The organism is Nocardioides sp. YJ-D4 (genome assembly GCF_054031495.1).
In genome coordinates this window covers 3,338,343-3,361,745 of the sequence record NZ_CM132932.1, presented here as the reverse complement: position 1 = coordinate 3,361,745, position 23,403 = coordinate 3,338,343, and the positions used below count along the sequence as shown (strand labels likewise).

The window sequence follows — 23,403 nt, the reverse complement described above, 5'->3', positions numbered from 1 at the left end:
ACGGTACGGCTAGTTTTCATCGCGTTTGCGGACCCGGCACGCGTGTTCGAGGAGTCGAGCGGCGACGAGGATCGCGGTCCCGGCCACGGCCGCGAGGGCCGAACGGACCAGCCGCTCCCCTGCCGCGGTGTTGGCGTCGTAGCCCAGCCAGCTCACCGCGTAGCCCAGATAGCCGCCGGCGAGGAGCGCGCCGACCAGGGTGCAGGCGCGGGCGAGCACCAGCCGGTTGACCGCCTGATGAGCCTCGATGCGCTCGCCGCGTACCTGCAGCTGGCGGTGGGTGATCCAGGCGGTCACGCCCAGGGCCGCCGCGATCAGCAGCAGCACCACCGGCTGCGCCCAGGTGATGACCGGGGCCACCCCGCGCCAGGACTCCAGCACGGGGTGAGCCAGCCAGCCACCGACGATCCCGATGACGGCCCACGCCGTGATGGCTCCGCCCGACATCGGGTGGAGCCGGCGCTCGTCGTCGGCGGGATCCTTCTCAGGACCCTGGTCGGGGTCCTCGGGTGCTGTGCTCAGATCCGCTCAGAGCTCGAGGCTGAGGTCGTCGCGGCGGGTGATGCCGGACTGATCGGACTGCTCCAGCAGCTCGGCGATCGGACCCACGCCGGGAAGATCGGCGCTCGGCTCCAGGTCGAGCCACGGCTTGAGCACGAAGGCGCGCTGGTGCGCACGCGGGTGCGGCAGCGTCAGCGACTCCTCCTCGAGGATCTTGTCGCCGACCGAGATGACGTCGATGTCGAGCGTGCGCGGCTCGTTGAAGATGCCGCTGCGCGAGCGGCCGTACGCATCCTCGATGGTGAGCGCACGCTCGAGCAGGCGCGTCGGGGTGAGCGTGGTGTCGGCGAGGACGATGGCGTTGAGGTAGAGCTCGGCATCCGCGGGCGAGTCGACCGGCTCGGTCTCGTAGACCGGCGAGATGGTGGTCACCCAGACGTCCGGGGTCTCGGCGAGGGTGTTCAACGCGTCCTGCAAGTTTGCCAACCGGTCCCCGAGATTGGAGCCCAGAGACAGCACCGCCCGCCGGATCGGCCGCATCTCCCCGGTGAGCGTGTCGGCGTCGATGATGTACGGGTTGGGTACCTCTGTCACGTGCTCTGCCTCCGGGTGATCGTCAGGGTGACGTCTTTGAACGTCGCTTCGATAGGCGCCCCCGGTTTGTGAACCGTAACACGTACCCAAAGTGCGCGGATGTCTGCAAGGCAAATGTCCGCGATCCGCTGGGCAAGCGTTTCGATGAGGTCCACCGGGTCGCGCTCAACATTGGTTTTGACCGCCATCGCGAGACTTCCGTAATCCACGGTGTCATGCAAGTCGTCCGTTTCCGCCGCCTTGCGGGAGTCGGTGCCGATGACCAGGTCGATGATGAACTTCTGCCCCTCACGGCGCTCGAAGTCGAAGACTCCGTGATGGCCGTAGCACTCCAGGCCGAGGATCTGAATTTCGTCCGCAGGTTCTGTGATGTTCACCGAATAGTCTCCAACTTCATTGCCGCCGCGAGTGCGTCCTTGGCGGCACGTACGTCATGAACACGCGTGGCCCAGACACCACGTTGCGCGAGAAAGACGGTGATCGCGTCGTGAGCGTTCTCACGCTCGGTCACCGGACGCAGGGTGCCGTCGGGGGCGGCCAGCAGGCGGCCGAGGAAGGTCTTGCGGCTGGCTCCGATGAGCACCGGGAAGCCGAGCTTGTGGAACTCCTCCACGCCCGCCAGCAGCCGCCAGTTGTCGTCGGCCGTCTTGGAAAAGCCGAGGCCGGGGTCGACCACGATGTTGTCGTCCTGGATCCCCGCTGCCCGCGCCGCCTCGATCCTCTGCTCCAGCTCCGCCTTGACCGTGGCGACCACGCCGTCGGCGTAGACGAGGTGGTCCTGGTGCTGCATCTCAGCGCCGTGCGCGCGCCAGTGCATCACGACGTACGTCGCACCGTGGTCGGCCGCGACCCCGAGGATCCCCGGGTCGGCCAGACCGCCCGAGACGTCGTTGATGATCTTCGCCCCGGCCTTCACGGCCGCCTCGGCGACCTCGGGACGCATCGTGTCGACCGAGAGGGTCGCGCCCTCTTCGGCCAGCGTCTCGATGACCGGCACCACCCGGGCCAGCTCGTCGGCCACCAGCGGCCTGGTCGCCCCCGGACGGGTCGACTCGCCACCGATGTCGAGCAGGTCGGCCCCCTGCTCCAGGAGCGCGTGACCGTGGGCCACCGCGTCATCGGTCGCCAAGAAACGTCCGCCGTCGCTGAACGAGTCGGGCGTGACGTTGACGATTCCCATGACCTGCACGCCACGACCCTATCCGGCGACACCGGAAGGGCAGACTTGACCAGGCGGGCCCGCTCAGCCAGGCTGCCCGGCATCTCATGTACCCAGGGAGGCATCGTGGCCAAGATCCTGCTCCGCTCAGCGAGGGACCCGTTCGACGTGATCGAGGCGGACGACCCGCGTGCGTGGGGCATCGGGTTCTACGGCACGAACGTCGGCAACCTCCTCTTCGCCGACTCGACACACCGGCTCCTCAGCGTGCCCGGGACCGAGATCGTCTCGAACGGCTTCATCCATGAGCGACGCGCGTTCACCGCCGAGGAGGTCGCGGCGACCAACGACGAGTACGACCACTTCGTGGTGCCGCTGGCCAACGCCCTCCGGCCGGAGTTCACCCGCCCGCTGACCCGGCTGACCGCCTTCATCGAACAGCTCTCGATCCCGACCACCATCGTCGGCATCGGCGCACAGCTCTCCCTCGACGATCTCGACACCGCTCCCGGCGACGAGCTGGCCGCCCTCCACCGCCGATTCATGAACAGCGTGCTCGAGCGATCCTCGAAGGTCGGCGTACGCGGCGAGATCACGGCCGCCTACCTGCGGCGGCTCGGCTACGGCGACGAGCACGTCGAGATCATCGGCTGTCCGTCGATCTACCTCAACGGCCCCGACCTCACCGTCCGCGACGAGCGCTCCACCCCGATCGCCGACGAGGACCCGATCGCCGTCTCGATGAGCCCGCTGACAGCGCCCTGGTTCGAGACGTACGTCGACGCCTTCGCCGATCGGCACCCGCACATGACGTACGTCGGTCAGACCCACCACGACTTCGCGATGCTCCAGTGGGGACGGCACCGTCAGCCCGAGATGGGTATCGACCGCGACCACCGGCTCTACGCCGAGGACCGGACCCGGATGTTCCTCGACGCCGGCTCCTGGATGCGGTTCCTGGCAACCCAGCGGTTCGCCTTCGGCACGCGTATCCACGGCAACGTCGCCGCGGTGCTCGCCGGGACCCCGGCCATGGTCGTCGCTCATGACTCCCGTGTGCTGGAGCTGTGCGACTACCACGGCCTGCCCTACAGGATGCTTGACTCGTTCAGGGCCGAGACCACGGTCGACGAGCTGTACCAGGCGGCCGACTTCACCAGCTTCCACAACCGCCTGGCCGACGGCTGGAAGCGGCTGACCTCGTTCCTGGACGACGCCGGCCTGGCGAACGTCGCGCAGCCCGGCCAGACGAGTGCGGCCTACGACGCCGAGCTCGCCGCGCTGGAGCCCGCGGCACCTGTCGCCACGCTCCGCGGACCGGGCGATGACGCCATCCGGCGCATCGAGGACCGGATCCACGCGCTCAAGACCGCCTCCGAGCACGCCGACACCGCCGCGAGGCGTCGCGAGCGGGAGCTCGAGAAGAAGCTCACCGCGTCAGCGAAGAGCCAGGCGAAGCGGATCGCAGCCCTCGAGGCGACCACGCGCAAGCAGCAGACCCGGATCGAACGGCAGGCCGGCCGCCTGGACCGCCAGCGAGCCCTGATCGACGAGCTGCGCGCAGACCTCGCTCGTCACCAGGAACGAGCGGGCCTGCGCGGCTTCGTCCGGAGGGTTCGCCGCCGGCTGGGTCGTTCGGCGGGCTAGCGGGTCCCGCCCCGGATCAGGGCCATGGCCTCGGCCCGGGTGGTGGCGTTGGAGCGCATCGTGCCGCGCACGGCGCTGGTGATCGTGCGGGCGCCGGCCTTCTTGACGCCGCGCATCGTCATGCAGAGGTGCTCGGCCTCGACCACCACGATGACGCCGCGCGCCTCGAGGAGCTCCATCAGCGCGTCGGCGACCTGAGTGGTGAGCCGCTCCTGCACCTGCGGTCGCTTGGCGTAGACATCGACCAGCCGGGCGAGCTTGGACAGGCCGGTGATCTTGCCGGAGGAGGCCGGGATGTAGCCGACGTGGGCGACACCGGTGAACGGCACCAGGTGGTGCTCGCACATCGACCACAGCTCGATGTCGCGGACCAGGACCATCTCGTCGTGGCCGAGATCGAAGGTCGTGGTGAGGACCTCCTCGGGCGTCTGGTGCAGCCCGCGGGTCACCTCCTGGTAGGCGCGAGCGACCCGAGCGGGAGTCTCGAGCAGCCCTTCGCGATCGGGATCCTCCCCGATCGCGTAGAGCAGCTCACGCACGGCCGCCTCGGCCCGCTTCTGGTCGAACACCGGTACGTCCGCCACGTCCCGCTCGGGGACATGGACGGGCGCTACGTCATCGAAGTTGTCGGACATGTCTTCAGTATCAGGCGGGCGGGGTGCCCTCGGGCGAGCCGGCCTCGGTCGGCTTGGCGAGGTCGACACCGTTGGCGGACTGGGCCCCGGCCTGGGCGCCGGACTGCTTCCCGGCGGCTCGGATCGCCTTGGCGAGGTTCTCCTTGTCGCGCTCGACGATCCACCGCGGGATCTCGACCGCCGGGCGGTCGGAAGGACGGCGGGTGTCGGAGCCGGTCCAGGCCGGACGCGGGTCGCGGCGACGCAGCGGCTCGAAGATCTCGGCGACCTCGTGCTTGGAGAGCGTCTCCTTCTCGAGGAGCTGCAGCACCAGGTTGTCGAGGACGTCCCGGTTCTCCTCGAGGATGTCGAAGGCCTCCTGGTGCGCGGTGGCGAGGAGCTTCTTGGTCTCGTCGTCGACGACGGCGGCGACCTCCTCGGAGTAGTTGCGCTGGTGACCGATGTCGCGGCCCAGGAACGGCTCCCCGTTGGACTCACCCAGCTTGATCGCACCGAGGCGCTCGGTCATACCGAACTGGGTGACCATCGCGCGGGCGAGGTTGGTCGCCTTCTCGATGTCGTTGCCGGCACCCGTGGTCGGGTCGTGGAAGATGAGCTCCTCCGCGGCACGGCCACCGAGCATGTAGGAGAGCTTGTTGAGCATCGAGGACCGGGTCTGCGAGTACTGGTCGTCGTCGGGCATGACCAGGTTGTAGCCCAGCGCCTTGCCGCGCGGCAGGATCGTGATCTTCTGGACCACGTCCGGGCCCGGAAGGGCAGCGGCGACCAGCGCGTGGCCGCCCTCGTGGTAGGCGGTGATGAGCTTCTCCTGCTCGCTCATCAGACGCGTGCGCTTCTGCGGGCCGGCGATGACTCGGTCGATGGCCTCGTCGAGCGCCTTGTTGGTGATCAGCTTCTGGTCGCTGCGAGCGGTCAGCAGCGCGGCCTCGTTGAGCACGTTGGCCAGGTCGGCACCGGAGAACCCGGGGGTCCGGCGGGCGACCGAGTCGAGGTCGATGTCGCCGGCCAGCGGCTTGCCGCGGGCGTGGACCTGCAGGATCTTCTCGCGACCGGCGAGGTCGGGAGCGTCCACCTGGATCTGGCGGTCGAAGCGGCCCGGGCGCAGTAGCGCCGGGTCGAGCACGTCGGGACGGTTGGTCGCCGCGATCAGGATGACCCCGCCGCGTACGTCGAAGCCGTCCATCTCCACGAGGAGCTGGTTGAGCGTCTGCTCGCGCTCGTCGTGGCCACCGCCCATGCCGGCACCACGGTGACGACCGACGGCGTCGATCTCGTCGATGAAGACGATGGCGGGAGCGTTCTCCTTGGCCTGCTCGAACAGGTCGCGGACACGGCTCGCACCCACACCGACGAACATCTCGACGAAGTCCGAACCGGAGATCGAGTAGAACGGCACGCCGGCCTCGCCCGCGACGGCTCGCGCGAGCAGGGTCTTACCAGTGCCTGGCTGGCCGTAGAGCAGCACGCCCTTGGGGATCTTGGCGCCGACGGCCTGGAACTTCGCCGGCTCCTGCAGGAACTCCTTGATCTCCTGGAGCTCCTCGACCGCCTCGTCAGCACCGGCGACGTCGGCGAACGTCGTCTTGGGCATGTCCTTGGTGATCAGCTTCGCCTTGGACTTGGCGAACTGCATGACCCCGCGACCGCCACCGCCCTGGACCGAGTTCATCAGGAACAGGAACAGCACGATGATCAGCACGAACGGAAGCAGGAAGCTCAGGATCGAGCCGAGCACGGAGGGCTTGGCCACCTCGGAGTTGAACTCCTTGAGGTTGTCACCCTCGGCCTCGGTCTTGCGCACCATCTCGATGAGCGCTTCCTGGTCGCCGTCGACCCACGAGGTGGTGACCTCGGCGCTGCCCTTGCGGGCGTCCTTGGTCAGGGTCGCCTTGATCTCCTGGTCGCCGTCGACGAACGTGATCTCCTTGACCTGGTCGTTCTGGATGTACTCGGTCAGCTCGCTGGTGGTGATCTCGTCACCGCCGTTGCGAGGGGCCAGGTACTGGAGCGCCAGGATCACACCGAGCACTGCCACGATGATCCACAGCCAGGGACCTTTGAATATGCGCTTCACAGGCTTCTTTCAACCGTTTACGGGGTCAGACACGCACGCAGGGCAGCGTGCACGTCATTTAGAACGACGGTACACGCCAAATCGTGCCCACCCCATCTGCACGGTTCCGCTGTTGGCGTAACAGCAGGCGCTCGCCGGCTCTGTTCCAGCCTCAGCTGTAGATGTGCGGCGCGAGGGTCGAGATGTCGCGCAGGTTGCGGTACTTCTCGTTGAAGTCGAGGCCGTAGCCGACCACGAACTCGTCGGGGATGTCCCAGCCGACGTACTTCACGTCGACCGGCATGCTGACCGCCTCGGGCTTGCGGAGCAGGGTGGCGATCTCGATGCTCGCCGGTCCGCGGCTGGTGAGGTTGGAGGTCAGCCAGGTCAGGGTCAGGCCGGAGTCGATGATCTCGTCCACGACGAGCACGTGCTTGCCGGTGACGTCGGTGTCGAGGTCCTTCAGGATCCTCACCACACCGGACGACTTGGTGCCGGAGCCGTAGGAGGAGACGGCCATCCAGTCCATCTCGACGTGGCGGTTCAGGGCGCGCGCGAGGTCGGCCATGATCATCACCGCGCCGCGCAGGACGCCGACGATCAGCAACTCCTCGCCCTCGTAGTCCTTCTCGATCCGGCGGGCCAGCTCTTCGACCTTGGCCTGGATCTCGTCGTGGGTGAACAGGGTCTTCACGAGGTCGTCGCCGACGTACTCGGTGTCCATGTCCGTCACTCTAAGCGCTCGGTGTGAACGGCCCCGATTCGAAGACGATCCGACCGTCCGTACGCCTCGCGCGCAGGTGTCCCGGAAGGTCGATCCAACGCTGGCCGCGCCAGCCGGTGACCAGCTCGTCGACGGCCTTGACGTGCTCACGGGTCAGCTCCGCGGGCGGGCTGCCGGCTTCGATCGCCGCGATCCGGAGGACTCTGGTGCGGACGGCGGACGGATAACCGGCGAGGGTCTCGACCGGAAGGGATCCGCCGAGCTCGCGGTGCATCGCCTGGGCGATGTCGTCGATGAAGTCGGCGTCCTCGCGGAGCTGCTCGGCCGTTCTCGCCAGGGCCTCGGTCACACCCGGGCCGAGGTCCTCCTCGAGCGTGGGCAGGACGCGGTGGCGGATGCGCGCGCGGGTGTAGGCGAAGTCGCGGTTGTGCGGGTCCTGCCAGACGTGGAGGCCCTCGATCTGGCAGGCGGTCTCGGTGTCGATCCTGGTCGTCGCCAGGAGTGGACGGCGATAGCGGTCGAAGCTGGCACGCATCCCGGAGAGGCTGCGCGCGCCCGAGCCCCGGGTCAGGCCCAGCAGCACGGTCTCGGCCTGGTCGTCGCGGGTGTGCCCGAGCAGGATCACACTCGCGCCGAGGCGCTCGGCGAGCTGGTCGAGGACCGCGTAGCGGGCCTGCCGCGCCGCGGCCTCCGGACCCTCACCGTCGGCCTTGACCTCCACCGTCGCGGTCACGGTCTCGTCGACACCCATCTCGGCGAGCTGACCGACGACCTTCGCGGCCTGTGCCTGGCTGCCGTCCTGCAGCCCGTGGTCGACGGTCGCGCCGATGATGTGCAGCCCGAGCTTGTGGCCCTCGAAGACCGCGGCCGAGGCCAGCGCCAGCGAGTCCGCTCCCCCGGAGCAGGCCACCATCACCTTCTCGCCCGGCTCGAGCCGCTCGAGCGTAGCGCGGACCGGACGGCGTACTGCGGCGACCGAAGGGTGCAGGCTCACAGGACCCGGGTCACCCAGGCGTCCGGCTCGACGATCTCGGCCTTGGTCGGGAGGTTCTCGGGGCCGGCGAAGACGGCGTTGAACTCCTCCATGCCGACCCGGTCGACCACGTGGCGTACGAACTTCGCGCCGTCACGGTACTGGGCCATCTTGGCCTCCAGCCCGAGCAGGCGGCGCAGCAGGCGGTCGAGGACGCCGATGCCCTGGCGGCGCTTGTTGAACGCCTTGCGGATCGTGGTGACGCTCGGGATCACGCCGGGGCCGACATCGTCCATGACCACGTCGGCGTGGCCCTCGAGCAGCGACATCATCCCGGTGACCCGGTCGATGATCTCCTTCTGCTCGGGCTTGGCGAACGCGTCCACGATGCTGCCGTTGCCCTTGAGCGCCTCGGTGACGCGCTGCAGCCCGCCGTCGAAGAGCGAGGCCGGGTCCATCGCTTCGGAGAGGCCCTCGATCTGGGCGAAGAGGTGGTCGCGCATCCACGGGCTGGCGGTGAACTGGACCCGGTGGGTCTCCTCATGGAGGCAGACCCACAGCCGGAAGTCGGTCGGGTCCAGGCCGAGCTCGCGCTCGACGTGGACGGCGTTGGGCGCGACCAGCAGCAGCCGCCCCGACGGCCCGTAGAACGGGTCGAACTGGCCGAGGATCTTCGAGGACATGAAACCGAGCAGGCCGCCGACCTCGGCCGCGCTGATCTTGGAGCCGACCGCCTGGGTGAGAGCTCCCGGGGTGCGCTTCGCGGTGATCCTGTCGACTACCGGCGAGATCACGTGGGCGAAGGTGTCGGCGTTGGCCTGGATCCAGCCCCTTCTGTCCACCACCAGGACCGGCGCCGTGTCACGCGGCGCGTCCAGGCCGGTGAAGGCGCGTACGAACTCGGTCGCCTTGGCGGCGTCCGCGCGCAGCTCCTCGACGGCGTGCTGGGCCTCGCTGCGCGAGACGATCGGGCCATCTCCACCGACCGTCGCACCAAGGCGTACAGCCAGGTCCCAGTCGACCATGGTCGCTCCGGACGGGGCGGGGTCCTCAGCACGATGGGTCATGCGTACGACCGTAGCCGACCGGACCTATGCAGGCTGCCCTATGCCGAGCATCGACACGTCGCGACCGCCGTGATCGCGTCGTCGAGGGCATCGCGTACGTCCAGGGTCTGCTCGGGCTTGAACCCGTCGGCCATGAGTACGACGACGAACGGCGTGCCGCGGGCGTCGATCGCGATGCCGGAGAGGCCGGAGACGCCGGTGAGGGTGCCGGTCTTCGCCCGGACGCGGCCGCGACCCGGCTCGGCGTCGAAGTTGAACCGCCGCGAGAGCGAGCCGACCCAGCCGGCGACCGGAAGTCCCGTCATCGCCGGGGCGAGCTCGGGGCGGTTGGGGCTGGCGGCGGTCTGGAGCGTGCTCACCAGCAGCGTCGGCGGGATCTGGTTCTGCCGGGAGAGACCGGAGCCGTCGCGGAGGACCAGGCCGGTGGTGTCGATGCCGAGCTCCTTCAGGGTGGCCGTGATCGCCGCGGTGGAGCCGTCGAACGTCGGGGTGCCCGCCGCGAGCCCGACCTGGCGGGCGAGCACCTCGGCGAGCTGGTTGTCGCTGTGCTGCAGGGTGTATTCGACGATCTCGCGCAGGGTGTCGCCCTGACGTACGGCGAGCTGGGTGCCGGCCTTCGTCCCCCGCGCGGGCTTGCCGTTCACCTTGATACCGCGCTTGACCAGGGCCTTCCTGAACTGCTCGGCGGCCTGCAGGGACGGATCCCGGCTGTAGCCGGTCGACTGGGAGCCGCCGTGGTCGACCAGCAGCGCGGTGATCCCGCCGACCTCCTCACCCAGATAGGTGCGTCGCCAGGTGGGGCTCAGGGTCGGGCCACCGAAGAGGGTGTCGTCGAAGGCGAGGGTCACCGACTTGGTGGTGCCGAGCTCCCGCGCCGTCTCCGCGGCGAGCTCGTCGAGGTCGCTGGTGGTGAGAGATGCGTCACCTCCGCCGACGAGGGTGACGGTGCTCCCCTGGAGCGTGGTGCTGGTCTCGAAGCGGCGCTCCGGGCCGTACGCCTCCAGCACCGCCACGCTGGTCAGCACCTTCGTGACGCTCGCCGGGGTCGCGGCCCCGCTGCCGTGGGTCACCAGCGGCGCGCCCTCGAGCGGCGCGATCGCTGCCTTGAGGTGCTTGCCGAGCCGCTTGTCGCCGACCATCTCCCGCATCACCTGCTCCAGCGCCGCCTGATCAGGCTTTCCCGGAGCTCTGGTCTGCTGGCCCGCGACCGCTGCTGGACTGACCGCGGCGATGCTCAGCGCGGCCGGCGGAGGGGTCGGTGCGACGTTGCCGCGCGCGTAGCGGACCCACCCCAAGGCGTACGCCGCAGCCGCGACTCCCACCAGCAGCGCGAGCACCAGCGGCAGCACGACCACGAGCTTTCCGCGGCTCTCCTCGGGCTCCTCTGATGGCCACTTCGGCGGGGTGTCGGGCTCCACGGATATCCTCCTCGATGCCGGATCCGACGCAGATCGGTGTCAGACTGTCCGGCATTCCGTTTTTGGGTTTGTCTGGAGGCAGAGAAGTGACGCAGGAGTTCGACGTACTGATCGAGGTCCCCAAGGGATCCCGCAACAAGTACGAGGTGGACCACGAGTCGAACCGGCTTCGACTCGACCGCGTGCTGTTCACCTCCATGATGTACCCCGCAGACTACGGCTACATCGAGGACACCCTCGGTGGGGATGGTGACCCGCTCGACGCGCTGGTGCTCACCCCCTACCCGCTCTTCCCAGGTGTGCTGGTCGAGGCCCGGGCTGTCGCGATGTACGTCATGGAGGACGAGCAGGGCCAGGACGAGAAGGTCCTCTGCGTCCCCTGCGACCCCCGCTTCGACCACATCCAGGACCTCGCGGATGTCGACGAGTGGACGCTCAACGAGATCAAGCACTTCTTCGAGCACTACAAGGACCTCGAGCCCGGCAAGTCCGTCAAGGGCTCCGACTGGGTCGGCAAGGCTGCCGCGGAGTCGGAGATCGCCGCGTCCATCGACCGGTTCAAGAACACCGCTCACTGAGGTTTGTCGCCTGCTGACTGAGGTAACTCGGTCTGGGCGCGCGAATGTTGACCGAGGTAACTCGGTCAGCATTCAGCCAGCGCGGCGCGCAAGGAGGCGTACGTCGCGCCCACTTCGCCCGCGACAGTCGGGACGACCTTCGTCGCGGGGCGTTGGGCCACCATGTCGGCGAGCTTGGCAGCGTACGCACGGAGGTGCTCGTCGCCACCGGACTCCGCCACGATCTCTTTCACGATCGGATGCCAGGGGTCGTCGCCGTCATCGCGTCCGTGGAAGCGGCGTACCGCGTCGTCCTCGACGGTCGCGAGCATGACCTCGACGAACTCGGCTCCGACGGCGTGCGCAGCCCTCTCGAAACGTTGGAGCTCACTGACTCTGGCGAACAGCTGTGGAAGCACGACGTCGCCGGACTCGCTGAGGTAACCACGGATCAGCCCCAGCGCCGCGGGCCGGATCCGTGCGCCGGCACCGATGAAGTCGTCTCTCCACCCGCTGACGAAGGTGCGCAACAGATCGATGTCGCAGACCAGCGTGCCGGGGTGGTCGGCCGCGAAGCGCCTGGCGAGCGTCGACTTTCCTACTCCGGGCATTCCGTTGATGAGGATCAGCCTGGCCACATGGCAAGTCAACCACCCGTCGTTGTTCAGCTGGCGACCCGCATCCGGGACTCGAACCGGGCCAACGTCCGCTGCGGAGTGTCCAGGTCGACCCAGATGACGCGCACGAACCCGTAGCCGGTGATCTCTCGGATCTCGTCCTCGCGTCGCTTCTCCTCGAACAGCGCGTCGCTGGGCGACTGGCCGGGCCTGAGCAGCTTTCCGTACTTGACCTTGCCGTCGAACTCGCCGAACAACCGGAACTGGGGCCAGGCCCAATCGACGATGCCCACCAGCGAACCGTCAGCGCGGTAGACCGGCACCTGCAGCTCCGGGCGCGGCAGACCTCCGACGCGGAAGAGCCACAGGCATCGCGACTCGGCGATCGAGCCCGAAAGTGGATCAGCGTGTGCGACGGCGACTCCGAGCGGATGACTGAAGGGCCACTGGTTCATCCGCTTGTATTCGGCGATCAGCTCCTCCTTCGTGAACGCCTTCGCTCGAAGGCCGGCATCGAGAAGACACTGAGTCACCTCGTCGTCGGCCTGGAGGCTCGTCTCCAGTGCACATCGCACCGCAGGCAGCGTGCGTAGCCCGTCATGTGTCTCGACCTCGTCGTCCCTGACCGCCCCCAGGTGATGGACGACGTCTCCCTCGAGCGGTCTTCCTGCGCCATCGAGCCTGGTCACGTGCACCTTGGCGAGGTCCACACCCCACAGGTCGATGCCGTGAGCGACCATGCCGGACGCGTGACTCAACGCGATCTTGCCGCCCAGCGAACGCTGAACGGCCCGGGCATGCACGCGGTGGCGCCCAACCGGGTCGAGCGCTGCCCATTCGTCGGCGAACACGTATGCCCCGCGTCTGATCCGATGCCATGCACCCTGACGGACGACCGCGGTGATCTCGCGATCTGCGTAGCCGGCGTTCTTGGCTTCGCGGCGGGTGAAGAAGCCTTCAGAGGCGGTGATGATTCGTAGTGGGTCCATGCGATCCAGGGTTCGTCCCGACGCCGAGATTGCCGACCAGAAATCGGCTCGCTGTGGATAACTCCGGCCCGAACGTTGCCTGTGGATAGTCAGCGGCCCGCTGTTGCGCGATGCGCCGGTGGATGCTCACCGAGGTAACTCAGTAGCCGCGCGCTTCCTTCGTGGAATTCCACGAAGGAAGTGACAACCGACCGAGTTACCTCGGTGAGCATCCACCCCGCCCCGCCTCAGCCGAGCAGGTCCTCGGACCGCAGCAGCTCCTCCGGAACACCGAAGCCGTCGACGAGCAGCCGCGCGTCCGGGCGCAGCTGGCGGCAGAGGCGGTTGACCTCGGCGGTGATGGCCTTGGAGCGCTCGGAGGAGAGGCGGCCGTGCTCCATGAACCAGGCGCGGTCGGCCTCGATGACCGAGAGGGCGCTGAGGTCGCAGAGGAGGTCCATCAGGTCGCGTACGGGACCCTCGGGGAGCACGCGGACCTTCTCCCGGAACGCCTCGTGGATCAGCCGCTCGACGTGTGCGTGAGCGACCCCGATGACGTGGTCCTGCACCATCGAGAACACCTCGCCCGGGGAGCGCCCGGCCTTGATCCCGGACTGGAGCCGCCGGGCGACGCCGGCGAGCATGTGCTCCTCGCGGAAGCGCAGCATCGCCAGGTGGTAGTCGGAGTCGAGGATGTCCGGCTCGCGCTCCCCGGCGATCGGTACGACGTCGCGGACCCGCTCGAGCAGCTTGTGCACTGCCGTCCGCTCGAGCACCGTCTCGACGGCGAGACCGGCTACGAAGCGTACGAGATCGAGCTGGTCCATCTCCTCGAACTCGCTGGAGTAGCCGGTGAGCAGCCCCTTGGCGACCAGCTGCAGCAGCACCGTGTTGTCGCCCTCGAAGGTCGTGAAGACGTCGGTGTCGGCCTTCAGGGCCGCGAACCGGTTGGCCGCCAGGTAGCCCGCCCCGCCGCACGCCTCGCGGCACTCCTGGATCGTCCGGGTCGCGTGCCAGGTCGCCAGGGCCTTCGTGCCGGCGGCTCGCGACTCGAGCTCGCGCCGGGCGTGCTCGGAGGTCGTCACGCCGGAGAAGACGTCGTGCAGGTCGTCGCGTACGACCTCCTGCGCGAAGCGCAGCGCATAGGTCCGCGCGACCAGCGGCAGCAGGCGCCGCTGGTGCTGGCCGTAGTCGAGGAGCAGCGACTCCTCGGCGTCCGCCGACGCCTCGAACTGCCGGCGCCGCAGCGCGTAGCGGACGGCGATCGTCAGCGCGACCTCCGAGGCCCGGATCGCGGCGCCGCCGACCGAGACGCGTCCCTGCACGAGCGTGCCGAGCATGGTGAAGAAGCGACGTCCGGCCGACTCGATCTCGGAGACGTACTCGCCGGCCTCGGTGACGTCCGCGAAGCGGTTCAAGAGAGACGTACGCGGCACCCGCACGCCCGAGAACCACAGCCGTCCGTTGTCGACGCCGTTGAGCCCCATCTTGGGTCCGTCGTCCGCGATCCTGACCCCGGGCGCCGGCGCCCCGCCGACCCGGATCGGCACCACGAACGCGTGCACCCCGCGCTCCTCGCCGCCGACCACGAGCTGGGCGAAGACGACCGCGAGCTCACCGTGAGCCGCGGCGTTGCCGATGTAGTCCTTGTACGCATCCTCCCGGGTCGTCTCGATGACGAACTCCCGCGCATCCGGGTCGTAGGTGGCCACCGTCCCCACCGCGGCCACGTTGGACCCGTGGCCGTGCTCGGTCATCGCGAAGCAGCCGAGCAGGCGCCCGGAGACGATGTCGGCGAGGTAGCGGTCGTGGTGGCGGGCCGTCCCCAGCTGGAGGATGGCCCCGCCGAAGAGCCCGAACTGCACCCCGGACTTCACCAGCAGCGACAGATCGCCGCCGGCCATCTCCTCGAAGGCGGCGATGGAGGCGCCGACGTCACCGCCCCCGCCGTACTCCTTCGGGAACCCGAGCCCGGTCAGACCGGTCGCGGAGACGTCGAGGAGCACCTCCCGTACGCGTTCGCGATACTCGGGCCGGGACAGTTCCTCGACCTCGTCGAGGAAGTCGGCGCGCTCGATCAGGGACTTGCGTACGTCCTCCCGGACTCCCGCGTATCGCCCGTCGAGAAGTGCGGTCAGTGAGGCTGCATCGATGGCGGTCACACCGCCACCTTAAGCCGAGACGGGTCCCGGATCAGGTCAGCTCGTGGGCGACCTTCGCCTCACGTTCGGCGATCTCGTCGGACTCCGGGACGAGCCGTCGCACACCCTTGCGCTGGAACTTCTGGCCGGCCGCGAGGCCACCGAAGTAGTAGGCGACGAGCGCGATCATGCAGCCCGCGATGTCGTCGGCGAGGTAGTGCCAGCCGAAGTAGACGGTCGCCACGACGGTGATCCCGAAGTTGATCCAGCCGGCCCAGCGGGCGATCTTGTTGTCGATCGTGGCGTGGATCATCAGCGCCACCAGCAGGGTGATGCCGCAGTGCAGCGAGGCGAAGCCACCGACCGACTGCACCACGTTGGCGTCGACGTCGAAGAGGACGTGCTGCCGGGTGAAGACCAGCGACTCCATCAGGGTGCTCGCCGGTGTCTCGGGCAGGTCGGCGTAGAGATAGGGGTACTGCAGGCCCGGCCCGACCGTCGGCAGGCAGTAGTAGGAGACCGTGCCGAGGATCCAGGCGATGCACTGCGAGGCGACGAACCAGTAGCCGTAGGCCAGGTTGCGCGACCAGACCAGCCACGCGGCGACCGCGAACGGCACCAGCGGCAGGAACCACATGTAGATGTAGGAGAGGAACCAGGCCACCCAGCCGGTGCCGAGGAGGTCGTGGAGCAGGATCGCCGGGTCGGCGCCGAAGAGCACCGCCTTGTCGATCAGGTGCAGCTCGTGGTCGAACTCATAGGTCTCCGGCACCACGAACGGCAGGAACGACTTGAGGTTCCGGTAGCAGACGTAGACCAGGTAGAAGCAGACGATGCCCAACGCCACGAGCGTCAGCCGCTCACGGGTCCAGTGGGTGCGGACCCGCTCCTTGAAGATCGGGCCCATGTCCTTCCACTTGAACTTGGACTTCCACAGCGTCCGTGGCACGAGGTCGACGAGGAGGGCAGCTCCGACGAGGAGGGGAAGGCGGAGCCAGGACGGTCCGAGGAAGCCCTCCGGGTCGAGCATGCGCTTGTCGACGATCTGCGCGGTAACGACTGCGATCAGGCCGAAGATCAGCGCGCTACTGACGAGGAAGATCTGAGCGCGACGATACATAGCCGCTAAGTTTAAATGGCGGGTGGCTGCTCTGCCGATTCCTGGGCGCACGATTCGGGGACAACAGATTCCGGAACGGCCAGCCGGTTCGGCTCCACCCGTAGCCTGACCGACTCCCCCGGCGCCGGTGCCGAGTCGGCGACCGCGTCGACCTCACCGACATCGTCGAGACGTACGACGAGCCGGTGCTGCTCCGGCGTGGCCCTGGCCGAGACCACGGTGCCGGTGAGCGGGCCGGCCGGATCTGCGACGAAGGCCGAGCGGCGCAGCGCGACCGCTCCGGCCGGTGCCAGCCCGGCGGCCTTCAGGACCGTGTACGCCGCCGGCCCCTCGAGCACGCGGGCGTACCCCAGGAACAGGGCGGCCCAAGTGTCCGTCGGCCTCGCCCACACCTCCCGCAGGGTCCCCGCCTGCACCAGGTGACCGTCGCGCAGGAGCGCGATCCGGTCGGCGACCGCGAAGGCCTCCTCCTGGTCATGGGTGACCATCAGCGCGGTGGTGCCGGCCTCGTGCAGGATCCGTCGAAGGTCGCCCGCGAGCCGTTCCCGCAGCCCGGCGTCGAGCGCGGAGAGCGGCTCGTCGAGGAGCAGCAGCCGCGGTTCGACGGCGAGCGCCCGCGCGAGCGCGACCCGCTGCCGCTCGCCGCCGCTCAGCGTGCCCGGGAGGCGGTCCTGGTAGCCGCCCAGGCCGACGAGCTCGAGCAGGTCGGCGACCTTCCTCGCACGCTCGGCGGCCGGGATCCGGCGCAACCGCATCGCGTACGCGACGTTGTTCGCGACGCTGAGGTGCGAGAACAGCTGCCCGTCCTGGAACATCAGCGCGAAGCCACGCTTGTGCGTCGGCACCCCGCGCAGCTCCCGACCGTCCCAGCTGATTTCCCCCGTCGCCGGCTCCAGCCCGGCAACGGCCCGCAGCAGCGTCGACTTCCCCGACCCCGACGGCCCGAGCAGCGCCAGCACCTCCCCGTCCGCCAGCTCCAGGCTGACGTCCGTGACGGCAGCCTTCCCGTCGTACGCCACCGAGACCTCACGCAGCGACAGCATCGCAACCTCGATCCCACCGAGACGTCAACCCCGTCGCCCGAGGCGTCACGTACGTCGGCCGAGATGGCACGGTCGCGACGTGTCGGCCGACGCGAGTGACGTCTCGGCCGACGCGAGTGACTTCTCGGCGTGGGTTCACAGTGCTCCGATCGAAGGGACGCGAAGACGCTCGACGAGGAGCATCACGACGGCGGTGGCGGCGGCGAGGACACAGGCGGCGGCGAGGGCCATGCCGTAGTTGTCCGAGCCCGGGCGGGACAGCAGCCGGAGGATGACGACGGGGAGGGTGGGGCGCTCCTCGCGGACGAGGAAGGAGGTCGCGCCGAACTCCCCCAGCGACGCCGCGAACGCGAACCCGGAGGAGGCGAGGAGCGGCTTCCAGATGGCCGGTACGTCGACCGTCATGACCGCGCGCAACGGCCCCGCCCCGAGCCCGGCGGCGGCCTGCCGGAGACGGTCGTCGACCGACCCCAGGACCGGCACCAACGTCCTCACCACCAGGGGCAACGCGACCAGAGCCTGCGCCAGCGGCACCAGCCACGGCTCGTCGCGGAAGTCGAGCGGGTCCGACCCGAGGGTCAGGTAGAGCCCGAGCCCCAGCGTGACGGCGCTGACCCCGAGCGGCACCATGAACAGCCCGTCCAGGACGGATCGCACGCGCCGCTCGGCGACCGACCGGGACCGGCGCGTCACCGCGAACGCCACCAGCAGCCCGAGGGTCAGTGCGACCAACGAGGCCTGCACCGCGACCGCCAGCGAGGTCATCAGCGCGGTCGTGGCCGGGACCGGCAGCGGCGGGTCGAACCCCGGCGTCTGCAGGGCCGTGTAGTTCCGGAGACTCCACCGGTCATCGTCTCGCAGCGATCCGAGCAGCAGGGCGAGCAGCGGCCCGGCGACCAGCAGGACCAGCACCGAGGTCGACAACAGGGCCGGGATGTCTCGCAGCGAGACCCGCCGGCGGCGTACGACGACCCGGGACTGCGCGGGGTCCGGCACCGATCGCAGCCGGCCGGCCACGACCAGCAGCCCGATGACGACCACCAGCTGGAGCACCGACAGCACCGCGGCACCGGGAAGGTCGAACAGGGTGAAGGTCAGCTTGTAGATCTCGGTCTCGATGCTGTTGTAGCGCACCCCACCGAGGGTGAGCACGATCCCGAACGCGGTCGCGCAGAAGAGGAAGACCACCGATGCCGCGGAGACGATCGCGGGCCGCAGCGCCGGCAGGGTGATCGTCAACAGCACCCGAGAAGGCGAGGCGCCCAGCGCGGCAGCGGCCTCCCCGGGACGCGGGTCGAGCGACTCCCAGGCCGCCCCGACCGCCCGGATCACCACCGAGGCGTTGAAGAAGACCAGCCCGAGGATGATCGCGGTCGGCGTCCCGTCGAGCCCCAGCCCGGCCAACAGCCCGGCCTCGCCGATGAGCTCGCGGAAGGCGACCCCGACGACGACGGTGGGGAGCACGAACGGCACCAGCAGTCCCGCCCGGATGAACCGCTGCATCGGAAAGCTCAGCCGGTAGAGCGCGTACGCGGCCGGCAGCCCGAGCGCGACGCTCAGCACCGTCGCCAGGCCCGAGGACCACAGCGTGAACCAGAGCGCCCGCTGGATCTCCGGGCGCCCCACGATCCTGGACACGACCGACGGATCGAAGGATCCCTCGAAGAACAGGCCGCGCTGCACCATCCCGGTGACCGGCAGGACGAAGAAGACCGCCAGCACAGCCACCGGGAGAGCGGCGAGCGCGACCAGGGTCCCGATTCGCCGGATCACAGCACGACGGGTGGAGCTCACTGCGCGATCGTGTCACTCCAGGTCGCCAGCCACGCTTCCCGGTTCTCGTCGATCTCCTCAGGCTCGACGGAGAGCGGCTCGGTGGGCTGCTGGGCGAACTTCGCCCAGTCGGCGGGCAGCTCGACGCCGGAGGAGACGGGGAAGACGTACATGCTCTCCGGCAGTGCCCCCTGCACGCTGTCGGAGAGCATGAAGTCGATCAGCGCCTTGGCGCCCTCGGGGTGGTCGGCGCCCTCGAGCACGCCGGCGTACTCGACCTGTCGGAAGCAGGTGTCCAGCAGCGCCTTGGTCGTCGTCTTGCCGTCCTTGACGGTGAAGGCCGGCGAGGAGTCGTACGACACGACGATCGGTCGCGTCCCCTTGCCGCCGCCCTGGGTGAAGTCGGAGTAGTAGGCCTGGTCCCAGCCGTCGACGACCTTGGTGCCGTTGTCCATCAGCTTGCCCCAGTAGTCGGCCCAGCCGTCCTCGCCGTACTCGGCGACGGTCGCCAGCAGGAACGCCATGCCCGGCGTCGACGTCGCCGCGCCGGGGGTCACGAAGAGATCCTTGTACGCGGGCTCGGCCAGGTCATCGAGCGTCTCCGGCGGCGTCAGCTTCTTGGCCGCGAACCACTCGGTGTCGATGTTGACGCACACGCTGCCGTTGTCGACCGGGGTGAGGAAGTGCTCCTCGTCGCCCGGCAGGTTGAACTCGTCGACCCCGGCCGGGACCGTCTCCGGCGTGTAGGCCTCCAGCGCGCCCTGGTCGATCGCGCGGCTGGCGAAGGTGTTGTCGACGCCGAAGACCGCGTCACCGTCGGGGTTGCCGGTGTCCATGGCGATCTTGGTGGTCAGCTCGCCACCGTCGCCCGCGTGCCGGATCTCGGCGGTGTAGCCGGTCTTCTCGGTGAACTCGGTCAGCACCTCCTTCGGCAGCGTGAAGCTGTCGTGGGTCAGCAGCACGACGGTCTTGTCGTCGGAGCCGCTCGACGGCTCGGCGTCCGGCTCGGCGGGGCTGCCACCGCACGCGGACAGCAGCAGAGCCGAGATAGCAGTGGCAGCGATGGCAGGCGTACGCATGCGCATTTCTGACTCCCTTCGCCGGTATCAACCGGAGCAGGTTCGGAGGGTCTGCGGCGCTGTTCGCCGCACTCTCAGGCCTCCCGGCCTCCCCTGTCTGTTCCCGGCAACACTACTGCTTGCCAGAATCGACCCATGACCGACGTCGCCATCTCGTCCTTCGACGACCTCTCCCCGACGACCGCGTACGCCCTGTGGCGGCTGCGCCAGGACGTCTTCATCGTCGAGCAGGACTGCCCGTACCCCGATCTGGACGGCCGCGACCTCGAGCCCGGGACCCGTCACGTGGTGCTGAGCGACGGCGACCAGCTCGCCGGCACCGCCCGCATCCTCGACGACGGCGAGGTGTGGCGGATCGGCCGCGTCGTCCTCGCCCCCACCCACCGCGGTCAGGGCCTGGCCGACGTGATCATGAAGGCTGCCGTCGAGGCCGTCGCCGACCGCGACATCGTCCTCGACGCTCAGACGCCGCTCGCCAGCTGGTACGCCAAGTTCGGGTTCGTGAAGGACGGCGAGGAGTTCCTCGAGGACGGCATCCCCCACACCCCGATGCGCCTCACCCGCTGACGGGGGCGAACAGCACGCTGGTCTCCGTCTCCTCGCGGGTGGCCTGACCGCGGGCGGCCAACAGCTCGAGATGAGCCTTGGTCTCCATGACAGCGAGGCCGGCGTTGAAGTAGTCGAGTTCGGCGAAGGCGCGCTCGTGGCGGGTCCAGCCGAGGTCGTTGGCGACCTCGAGCGCCGAGCGGCGACCGGCCTTCAGCGAGGCCAGCGACTGGGCGAGGCGGGACTCGTGATGGGCCAGGAGCTCGTCGACGCGGGCGTGCGACGACGCGGCGACGGGGCCGTGGGCGGGGAGAAGGCGCAGGTCGGGAAGGGTGCGGACCTTGGTCAGCGAGGCCATGAAGTCGCCGAGCGGGTCGATGACCGGCACCGGCTCGAAGCCGATCGACGGCGTGATCGTGGGCAGCACGTGGTCGCCGGCGAACAGGACCGAGCCGGCCAGGTCGGCGTAGACGTAGTGGCCCTGGGTGTGACCAGGGGTGTGCACGGCATCGAGGTCGCGGCCGGCGACGTCGAGGCGTACGTCGCCCTCCAACCACTGCGAAGGCATCCGCCAGTGGGACAGATCGGGTGCCGGCGGCGGGTTGGCCGCCCACTTCGCGGCCAGCTCGTGCGCACCGGCGTGGGCGAGCAGCCGATCGGTCGAGACCCAGCCGTCGAGGTCGCCGTTGGTGAGCTCGAGGGTCGGCCGGTCGCCGGCGCCGAGCAGCACGTCCGAGCCGAACTCCTGACCGAGCACCGAGGCGAGCGTGTAGTGGTCACGGTGCACGTGGGTGACGAGGAAGCGCCGGATGTCACCGAACTCGAAGCCGAGCCTCTTCAGGCCGTTCTCCAGCGCAGAGCGGCCCTCGGTGATCGCCCAGCCGCCATCGACCAGCGAGAGCCCGTCGTCGCCCTCGAGGACGTAGATGTTGACCGCCTTGAGCCCGTCCATCGGCAGCGGCAGCGGGATCCGGTGTACGCCGTCGGCGACCGTCCACGCTCCCGGAGCGGACCAGTGCTCCCCCGAGTCAGGCGAGATGGCGGTGGCTGTCGACTGACTCATCGGTCTCCTTCGGGTCGACCTCTCCAGAGCCAGAGCAGACCCAGGATCGGCAACAGGGCGGGAACGAATCCGTAGCCGCTCCCGAACTTCGACCATACCGAGTCGTCCGGGAACCAGGACGGCACGGCCAAGGACAGGACACCGACCACGATGACGCCGGCCAGCTCGATCCACAGCATGATCTTCGCGAAGCCCGCCGACCCGTTGGCCGCCCGGCGGATCGCGAACCAGCCCGCGACGTACGTCGCCGCGGCCACCACCGAGAGCGAGTAGGCGATCGGGGCGTCGTCGAAGGCGGTGAAGACCTGCACCAGCGACCGGGCGCCCGCGGCGAGCACGAAGATCGCGTAGACGGTCAGCAGCACCAGGTGCGGACCGGAACGAGTCTTGGCAGGTGAGGTCGCGGTCACCGGACCATCATGACGCGTACGGCCACGACGCCCGTCGCCAGGGCCGCCGCCGCGATCACGCCCGAGGACCAGGTCGAGCGGTCCGTACGCATCGTCTGCAGCGCCAGCGGCATCAGGCACACCAGGGCGCCGAGGTAGCCCAGGAAGGTCGACAGCGACTCCGGCTTACGTCCGCCCGACCAGGCCGCCAGCGCCCCGATCGCGAGCACGACCGCCAGGAGCTCCAGCATCCACGCCACCTGGTCCAGCCACTTCGGCCGAGGCGCCTTCAGCACCACGCCGAGCACGGCCGCGATCGTCACGAACGCGGCATACCCGGCCACGATAAATCCGATCAGGGTCACGGCGTCCACGTGCCAATCTTCTCCAATGACCTCCGCCTCCCGTGGCCCAGCCCCCGATCCGGGGCTCGTCGCCCGTCTCCGCGCCGCCGGCTGTGTCTTCGCCGAGGACGAGGCGGCCCTGCTCGAGTCCGCCCCGGTCTCCGCCCACGAGCGGGAGGAGATGGTCGTACGCCGCGTGGCCGGCGAGCCGCTGGAGCTCATCCTGGGCTGGGCAGAGTTCTGCGGGCTCCGGATCCGGGTCGCGCCGGGAGTGTTCGTGCCCCGGCAGCGCTCGGCGCTGATGGTCGAGCTCGCCGTGGGGTCGGCCGGGCGAGGCGCGATCCGCAGGGTTCTCGACCTCGGCTGCGGGACCGGAGCGCTGGGCGCCGCCATCGCGGCACGTCTCCCGGACGCGGAGGTCTGGGCCACCGACATCGACCCGGCGGCGGTCGAGTGCGCTCGGCAGAATCTGCCCCCGAGCCAGGTGCTCCTCGGCGACCTCTACGACCCGCTCCCCCACGACCTCGAGCTCGACGTGATCGTGGCCAACGCCCCGTATGTGCCCAGCGACCAGATCCGGAACATGCCGCCCGAGGCGCGCGACCACGAGCACCACGTGGCCCTCGACGGCGGCGCGGACGGACTCGACGTCCAGCGCCGCGTGATCGAGCAGGCTCCGAAGCATCTGGCCGCCGGCGGCGTACTCGTCATCGAGGCCGGCCAGGAGCAGGCGCCCGTCACCGCGAGCCTGATGCGGGAGCAGGGGCTGGTCGCGGAGATCCATCACGACGAGGACCTCTACGCGACCGCGGTGACGGGGACGATGGCCTGAAAGACGATGGCCTGAAAAGCGAGGCGTCCCTCTGATTGCACACCACCCCCGCAGTGTGCATTCAGAGGGACCGCCACCTTGAAAGTTCGTCCACCCCCCACCGGCGGACGATCTTCTCGCCGGTGAAACGGGCCAGCCGCGGAACCATGACGCGAGTTGG

General features: G+C 69.2%; 24 protein-coding genes and 1 riboswitch. Of the genes, 4 read left to right on the top strand and 20 right to left on the bottom strand.

Features of this window, described 5'->3' with window-relative positions:
• Nucleotides 1-9 precede the first annotated feature (9 nt).
• From ACW14X_RS16060 to folP, 4 genes are all read right to left on the bottom strand, one after another.
• The gene (locus ACW14X_RS16060) at nt 10-447 is read right to left on the bottom strand and encodes a DUF3180 domain-containing protein (protein ID WP_350713662.1); all 438 of its coding nucleotides are present in this window, start codon (nt 445-447) and stop codon (nt 10-12) included.
• Nucleotides 448-528: 81 nt separating this feature from the next.
• Complete coding sequence (gene folK / locus ACW14X_RS16055; RefSeq protein WP_160026380.1) at nt 529-1,095, bottom strand: 2-amino-4-hydroxy-6-hydroxymethyldihydropteridine diphosphokinase; 567 nt, start codon at nt 1,093-1,095, stop codon at nt 529-531.
• Entirely contained in the window at nt 1,092-1,472 is a 381-nt protein-coding gene (gene folB, locus ACW14X_RS16050; protein ID WP_160026379.1) for a dihydroneopterin aldolase, read from the bottom strand. Before folB ends, folK begins: the two co-directional genes overlap by 4 nt.
• The gene (folP, locus tag ACW14X_RS16045) at nt 1,469-2,275 is read right to left on the bottom strand and encodes a dihydropteroate synthase (protein WP_457166069.1); all 807 of its coding nucleotides are present in this window, start codon (nt 2,273-2,275) and stop codon (nt 1,469-1,471) included. Before folP ends, folB begins: the two co-directional genes overlap by 4 nt.
• A 105-nt stretch (nt 2,276-2,380) precedes the next feature.
• Between folP and ACW14X_RS16040 the strand changes: the two genes are divergently transcribed.
• Nucleotides 2,381-3,901 (top strand): polysaccharide pyruvyl transferase family protein, encoded by a 1,521-nt coding sequence (locus tag ACW14X_RS16040; RefSeq protein WP_457162642.1) that lies wholly within the window; start codon nt 2,381-2,383, stop codon nt 3,899-3,901.
• Here ACW14X_RS16040 and folE read toward each other — a convergent pair.
• From folE to dacB, 6 genes are all read right to left on the bottom strand, one after another.
• Nucleotides 3,898-4,536, bottom strand: a complete 639-nt coding sequence (gene folE, locus ACW14X_RS16035) for a GTP cyclohydrolase I FolE (RefSeq protein ID WP_201451186.1) — start codon at nt 4,534-4,536, stop codon at nt 3,898-3,900. The genes ACW14X_RS16040 and folE overlap by 4 nt on opposite strands.
• Before the next feature lie 10 nt (nt 4,537-4,546).
• Nucleotides 4,547-6,610 carry an ATP-dependent zinc metalloprotease FtsH gene (gene ftsH / locus ACW14X_RS16030; RefSeq protein WP_350713665.1) on the bottom strand — a complete coding sequence of 688 codons (2,064 nt, stop codon included), beginning with the start codon at nt 6,608-6,610 and terminating at the stop codon, nt 4,547-4,549.
• A gap of 151 nt (nt 6,611-6,761) precedes the next feature.
• On the bottom strand, nt 6,762-7,313 hold the full coding sequence (gene hpt, locus ACW14X_RS16025; RefSeq protein ID WP_160026376.1) for a hypoxanthine phosphoribosyltransferase: 552 nt from the start codon (nt 7,311-7,313) through the stop codon (nt 6,762-6,764).
• 10 nt (nt 7,314-7,323) lie between these two features.
• Nucleotides 7,324-8,307: a tRNA lysidine(34) synthetase TilS gene (tilS, locus tag ACW14X_RS16020; protein WP_457162641.1), complete on the bottom strand. Its 984-nt coding sequence runs from the start codon at nt 8,305-8,307 to the stop codon at nt 7,324-7,326.
• On the bottom strand, nt 8,304-9,353 hold the full coding sequence (locus ACW14X_RS16015; protein WP_457162640.1) for a zinc-dependent metalloprotease: 1,050 nt from the start codon (nt 9,351-9,353) through the stop codon (nt 8,304-8,306). Before ACW14X_RS16015 ends, tilS begins: the two co-directional genes overlap by 4 nt.
• A gap of 38 nt (nt 9,354-9,391) precedes the next feature.
• A complete protein-coding gene (dacB, locus tag ACW14X_RS16010) occupies nt 9,392-10,771 on the bottom strand; it encodes a D-alanyl-D-alanine carboxypeptidase/D-alanyl-D-alanine endopeptidase (protein ID WP_457162639.1) in 1,380 nt (459 codons plus the stop codon).
• An 86-nt stretch (nt 10,772-10,857) separates the two neighbouring features.
• Between dacB and ACW14X_RS16005 the strand changes: the two genes are divergently transcribed.
• A complete protein-coding gene (locus tag ACW14X_RS16005; RefSeq protein ID WP_160026373.1) occupies nt 10,858-11,349 on the top strand; it encodes an inorganic diphosphatase in 492 nt (163 codons plus the stop codon).
• A gap of 65 nt (nt 11,350-11,414) precedes the next feature.
• Here the strand turns inward: ACW14X_RS16005 and ACW14X_RS16000 are convergent, their stop codons facing one another.
• The 7 genes from ACW14X_RS16000 to ACW14X_RS15970 all read right to left on the bottom strand — a co-directional run bounded on the left by ACW14X_RS16000 (nt 11,415) and on the right by ACW14X_RS15970 (nt 20,069).
• The gene (locus tag ACW14X_RS16000; RefSeq protein WP_457162638.1) at nt 11,415-11,966 is read right to left on the bottom strand and encodes an AAA family ATPase; all 552 of its coding nucleotides are present in this window, start codon (nt 11,964-11,966) and stop codon (nt 11,415-11,417) included.
• 26 nt (nt 11,967-11,992) lie between these two features.
• On the bottom strand, nt 11,993-12,934 hold the full coding sequence (locus tag ACW14X_RS15995; RefSeq protein WP_457162637.1) for a type IV toxin-antitoxin system AbiEi family antitoxin domain-containing protein: 942 nt from the start codon (nt 12,932-12,934) through the stop codon (nt 11,993-11,995).
• Between the two features lie 227 nt (nt 12,935-13,161).
• Nucleotides 13,162-15,075 (bottom strand): acyl-CoA dehydrogenase family protein, encoded by a 1,914-nt coding sequence (locus ACW14X_RS15990; RefSeq protein WP_457162636.1) that lies wholly within the window; start codon nt 15,073-15,075, stop codon nt 13,162-13,164.
• Between the two features lie 31 nt (nt 15,076-15,106).
• Complete coding sequence (locus ACW14X_RS15985) at nt 15,107-16,174, bottom strand: phosphatase PAP2 family protein (protein WP_160026369.1); 1,068 nt, start codon at nt 16,172-16,174, stop codon at nt 15,107-15,109.
• Nucleotides 16,175-16,185: 11 nt separating this feature from the next.
• Nucleotides 16,186-17,217, bottom strand: a complete 1,032-nt coding sequence (locus ACW14X_RS15980; protein ID WP_457162635.1) for an ABC transporter ATP-binding protein — start codon at nt 17,215-17,217, stop codon at nt 16,186-16,188.
• A 135-nt stretch (nt 17,218-17,352) separates the two neighbouring features.
• Nucleotides 17,353-19,011, bottom strand: coding sequence for an ABC transporter permease (locus ACW14X_RS15975; RefSeq protein WP_350838859.1), 1,659 nt, complete (start codon nt 19,009-19,011; stop codon nt 17,353-17,355).
• Nucleotides 19,008-20,069, bottom strand: coding sequence for a thiamine ABC transporter substrate-binding protein (locus tag ACW14X_RS15970; RefSeq protein WP_457162634.1), 1,062 nt, complete (start codon nt 20,067-20,069; stop codon nt 19,008-19,010). The genes ACW14X_RS15975 and ACW14X_RS15970 overlap by 4 nt, the downstream gene beginning before the upstream one ends.
• A riboswitch (TPP riboswitch) is annotated at nt 20,066-20,174 on the bottom strand. Its footprint overlaps the gene before it by 4 nt.
• A gap of 30 nt (nt 20,175-20,204) precedes the next feature.
• On the opposite strand from ACW14X_RS15970, the gene ACW14X_RS15965 reads away from it, so the two are divergent.
• On the top strand, nt 20,205-20,636 hold the full coding sequence (locus ACW14X_RS15965; RefSeq protein ID WP_457162633.1) for a GNAT family N-acetyltransferase: 432 nt from the start codon (nt 20,205-20,207) through the stop codon (nt 20,634-20,636).
• Here ACW14X_RS15965 and ACW14X_RS15960 read toward each other — a convergent pair.
• From ACW14X_RS15960 to ACW14X_RS15950, 3 genes are read right to left on the bottom strand one after another with little or no spacing between them, the layout of a single operon-like run.
• Nucleotides 20,626-21,678 carry an MBL fold metallo-hydrolase gene (locus ACW14X_RS15960; protein ID WP_457162632.1) on the bottom strand — a complete coding sequence of 351 codons (1,053 nt, stop codon included), beginning with the start codon at nt 21,676-21,678 and terminating at the stop codon, nt 20,626-20,628. The two genes, ACW14X_RS15965 and ACW14X_RS15960, sit on opposite strands and share 11 nt — an antisense overlap.
• Nucleotides 21,675-22,088 carry a hypothetical protein gene (locus tag ACW14X_RS15955; RefSeq protein ID WP_457162631.1) on the bottom strand — a complete coding sequence of 138 codons (414 nt, stop codon included), beginning with the start codon at nt 22,086-22,088 and terminating at the stop codon, nt 21,675-21,677. The genes ACW14X_RS15960 and ACW14X_RS15955 overlap by 4 nt, the downstream gene beginning before the upstream one ends.
• Nucleotides 22,085-22,441: a hypothetical protein gene (locus ACW14X_RS15950; protein ID WP_160026364.1), complete on the bottom strand. Its 357-nt coding sequence runs from the start codon at nt 22,439-22,441 to the stop codon at nt 22,085-22,087. Before ACW14X_RS15950 ends, ACW14X_RS15955 begins: the two co-directional genes overlap by 4 nt.
• Before the next feature lie 16 nt (nt 22,442-22,457).
• On the opposite strand from ACW14X_RS15950, the gene ACW14X_RS15945 reads away from it, so the two are divergent.
• Nucleotides 22,458-23,243, top strand: coding sequence for a putative protein N(5)-glutamine methyltransferase (locus ACW14X_RS15945; RefSeq protein WP_457162630.1), 786 nt, complete (start codon nt 22,458-22,460; stop codon nt 23,241-23,243).
• Nucleotides 23,244-23,403: the final 160 nt, after the last annotated feature.

Coding starts and splice junctions, on each gene's coding strand:
- ACW14X_RS16060 (WP_350713662.1), bottom strand. CDS start 447: ATGTCGGGCGGAGCCATCACGGCGTGGGCCGTCATCGGGATCGTCGGT.
- folP (WP_457166069.1), bottom strand. CDS start 2,275: ATGGGAATCGTCAACGTCACGCCCGACTCGTTCAGCGACGGCGGACGT.
- folE (WP_201451186.1), bottom strand. CDS start 4,536: ATGTCCGACAACTTCGATGACGTAGCGCCCGTCCATGTCCCCGAGCGG.
- hpt (WP_160026376.1), bottom strand. CDS start 7,313: ATGGACACCGAGTACGTCGGCGACGACCTCGTGAAGACCCTGTTCACC.
- ACW14X_RS16015 (WP_457162640.1), bottom strand. CDS start 9,353: ATGACCCATCGTGCTGAGGACCCCGCCCCGTCCGGAGCGACCATGGTC.
- ACW14X_RS15995 (WP_457162637.1), bottom strand. CDS start 12,934: ATGGACCCACTACGAATCATCACCGCCTCTGAAGGCTTCTTCACCCGC.
- ACW14X_RS15985 (WP_160026369.1), bottom strand. CDS start 16,174: ATGTATCGTCGCGCTCAGATCTTCCTCGTCAGTAGCGCGCTGATCTTC.
- ACW14X_RS15980 (WP_457162635.1), bottom strand. CDS start 17,217: ATGCTGTCGCTGCGTGAGGTCTCGGTGGCGTACGACGGGAAGGCTGCC.
- ACW14X_RS15970 (WP_457162634.1), bottom strand. CDS start 20,069: ATGCGTACGCCTGCCATCGCTGCCACTGCTATCTCGGCTCTGCTGCTG.
- ACW14X_RS15965 (WP_457162633.1), top strand. CDS start 20,205: ATGACCGACGTCGCCATCTCGTCCTTCGACGACCTCTCCCCGACGACC.
- ACW14X_RS15960 (WP_457162632.1), bottom strand. CDS start 21,678: ATGAGTCAGTCGACAGCCACCGCCATCTCGCCTGACTCGGGGGAGCAC.
- ACW14X_RS15945 (WP_457162630.1), top strand. CDS start 22,458: ATGACCTCCGCCTCCCGTGGCCCAGCCCCCGATCCGGGGCTCGTCGCC.